We start from the raw sequence: 2,870 nt of genomic DNA, 5'->3' as shown, positions 1-2,870 counted from the left end.
CGATGGCATCTTGTTGGTGTATTCGCTTGTAACACTCGGGCTAGTTGAGCGCTAGCGCTCAACTAGCACCACGGGTTTCTTATAGTAAATTCACATTCTTTAAGATATATATATGTCTTTTGGCCGAAGCGTTCAAAGAACAAAATATGTTCAAGAGGTATTAGCTGAATTCTAGATTTTCTTAATATTATTAATTTATTATCATGAATTTTTAGATTCATTAGTATTGCCCCCTAGCAATAAACAATAAAAAGGTAATATAAACAAGCAACATCAAGATAATGCATATCCCCAGACTTCATTTGAATAGTAATTGTCTGAGGGGGAACAGGTTTATCATATTTAATTTCTGCAACTATTTTCCCACCATTATTTTTGATAAAAACCCTCTTATCTGCAAAATCTTTGTGGATAGTAAAAATTTTATTCTTTTCAGGAATTTCAATTTGAAGTTTAGGATTAGTTTTTATAATAGTTTTATCAAAAACCCAAAAATCACCAAGATTTATAGATTTACCCTCCCATTTTGATCTTATCATTGTCTTAATAGAGATTTTTTCTTTCACTTTACAAACTAAATTATTACTAGTATCGAATGCTTGTACATTAACGAATACAGCATCGTTTGAAATAAAATCAATTATTTTCTCAAGTTTATTTCTATAGATTCTTTGTATAGATCCTACTCTATTATGATTTTCATCAAATATATCTATAATCTTGGTACTTCCCCTGAGTATAGGCATTTTAAAGACGAATGTTTCCATCTGAACACTATAATCCTTTCCGTTCATCTTTTTATTTATAAAAATTATTTACAAAATAAATGATTAAACGGTTAGATACGTATACTTCCAACAATGAACTGATAAAAAGAGTGATAATTATAGATGGTAAAGTGTATTTAAATAAAGATATATATAGATTTTTAACCTCTTGTTTACTTACCTTTCCTATAAAATAACCAAATATTATTTTGAACTGGCTAATAGAAAAACAAAAGAATAACGCACAAGCAATCAATTCCCCAAGACCATGTGCAAAAGAGCAAGAATAATATATTAGGGGATTAATTCCTGACAAAGACGGTCCTTGACCAATAATAATGAATATTCTAAATATAAGAATAAATGTAATCCCTGTTATAGAAAATAAAAGAAATATCAGTATATTCAAAGGGTTTATAAGAAAAATATGCAATGCGTCAGAGAATCCTAATACCTTGATCTGAGGAATCTCATTATTTGATTTTATTAAAATGTTCGTTATTTAAAATGGTAAGAAAGGCTATTGAAAAGAAAACAATCATTTGTTTTTTATTCCATATCAAAACTTTAACTCTCCTTTAAACTGTACTATTTATTACTTTTGTAGTTTTGATTGAATCAAGAATAGAAAATATCCAGTTTAACAAGAATACTAGTATGCCCAATATATTCCCTGTAAAAAGAATAGAAACTATATTAACTATTACAAAAAACAATCCCTTTAAAACCCTACCTAGATATAAATGTCCTAAGCCTGGAAAAATAAATGACAAAATAGCTGAAACCCATACTTTTTTCATCAAAAACCACCCTTTTATCACATTTTTTACAATTTGAATTTTAACAACAATATACTGTATATGTCTACCTGATTAACAATAAATTTATAAATCATTAAATTGTTTTTTGTATTTTTGTAAAAAATAACTTTGTATAGTTTAGAAATAACAATAGAGGTGTATTCAATATCAAAAATTCCTTTATTTAGTTAAAAATCAAAGAATTCTATTTTTTAAACATTCAAATTGGAGGTGATAAAAAAAATTTAGGAGGTTTTGTAGAATGTTATACAATTATTTTGTGTCGGGTACCGGTGTAGTAGGCGTTGCAAAGCAAATCGCAGATGTAATAGTGAGAAAGTTCAACATTACGGGAACAGTTACTGATTTAATTAATAGCCTGGTATTTAAACTTAAAGTTATTTACAGAGCTCATGATGGTGATTTTTCATGGCGTGATTTAGGTGGAGCAATTTTAGATTTAGGCCAATTAATTCTTACGTTTGTTCCTGCCGGAAAGTTAACTGCTATTGTATCAGCGCTTTGGGACATAGCAACAATCCTGTAATAAAACAAGGGAGCCACATGGTGGTTCCCTTGTTTATTACAGGAAAATGCAAAATATCATTTCTTATTGAACAATTAAAGTTATATAGAGTATTGTAATAATAGTTGTGGTGTTAACGAATCTATCCCGAAAATTAGTATTTTCATCATTTGCTGGTGCCGCAACGCGGCATGGAACTCCATCCTGAAATAACTATGGATAACTTTTACTGTTATTTCATTCATCGATGTGCCAATTTTTATGGCATGGTTGTCTGTTAAATAACTCTGTTGATATTTGATTTTTTCAAACTGAAAGCATAAACGGATGAAACCTATTTTCTTTGTTACAAGAAATGAAACAAAAAATTAACAAATAAAGGAGTAAACCTATATGAGTTATTTAAACTATGATTACAAGAAGAAAAAAAAGAAAAATGGAAATCAAATTGTCTCTATCAGAGATATAGGTGAAAACTCATTATTAGAAGTGGAATTAAAAGACAATGAAGTTCAATTAGTTGTTTATTGGCGTAATGATAAGACAGTAGGATTTAAAATGCCGAAAGAAATGTTTGAGAATATTTACAAAGATCTAATGGAGTCCAATTAGATAGAAAAAGAACAGAAGAATCTTATTAATCCTAGTTAATAAAAAAATAACTTTCTGTAGATGAGCATTTTTCATTACAGTAATTTCCATGACCTAAGAGACAAACAGGGTACCCCTTAGGCGACATGGAGCTGTTTTTTGATCACATCAATGGGAATATCTTGC

General features: G+C 28.9%; 4 protein-coding genes. 2 read left to right on the top strand and 2 right to left on the bottom strand.

Annotated features, from left to right (window positions below; genetic code table 11):
• Window positions 1–233: 233 nt before the first annotated feature.
• On the bottom strand, window positions 234–767 hold the full coding sequence (locus B4113_RS14980; protein WP_033843115.1) for a hypothetical protein: 534 nt from the start codon (window positions 765–767) through the stop codon (window positions 234–236).
• 578 nt (window positions 768–1,345) lie between these two features.
• Window positions 1,346–1,567, bottom strand: a complete 222-nt coding sequence (locus B4113_RS19090) for a DUF6677 family protein (RefSeq protein WP_081897170.1) — start codon at window positions 1,565–1,567, stop codon at window positions 1,346–1,348.
• Window positions 1,568–1,829: 262 nt separating this feature from the next.
• Between B4113_RS19090 and B4113_RS14975 the strand changes: the two genes are divergently transcribed.
• Together B4113_RS14975 and B4113_RS14970 are read left to right on the top strand one after the other, a co-directional pair.
• Window positions 1,830–2,114: a hypothetical protein gene (locus tag B4113_RS14975; protein WP_061912640.1), complete on the top strand. Its 285-nt coding sequence runs from the start codon at window positions 1,830–1,832 to the stop codon at window positions 2,112–2,114.
• A 372-nt stretch (window positions 2,115–2,486) separates the two neighbouring features.
• Window positions 2,487–2,705, top strand: coding sequence for a hypothetical protein (locus B4113_RS14970; RefSeq protein ID WP_061912639.1), 219 nt, complete (start codon window positions 2,487–2,489; stop codon window positions 2,703–2,705).
• The last annotated feature ends 165 nt before the right edge of the window (window positions 2,706–2,870 follow it).

The organism is Geobacillus sp. B4113_201601, from assembly GCF_001587475.1.
Classification (GTDB): Bacteria; Bacillota; Bacilli; order Bacillales; family Anoxybacillaceae; genus Geobacillus; species Geobacillus icigianus.
This window is presented reverse-complemented; position numbering and strand designations above follow the sequence as displayed.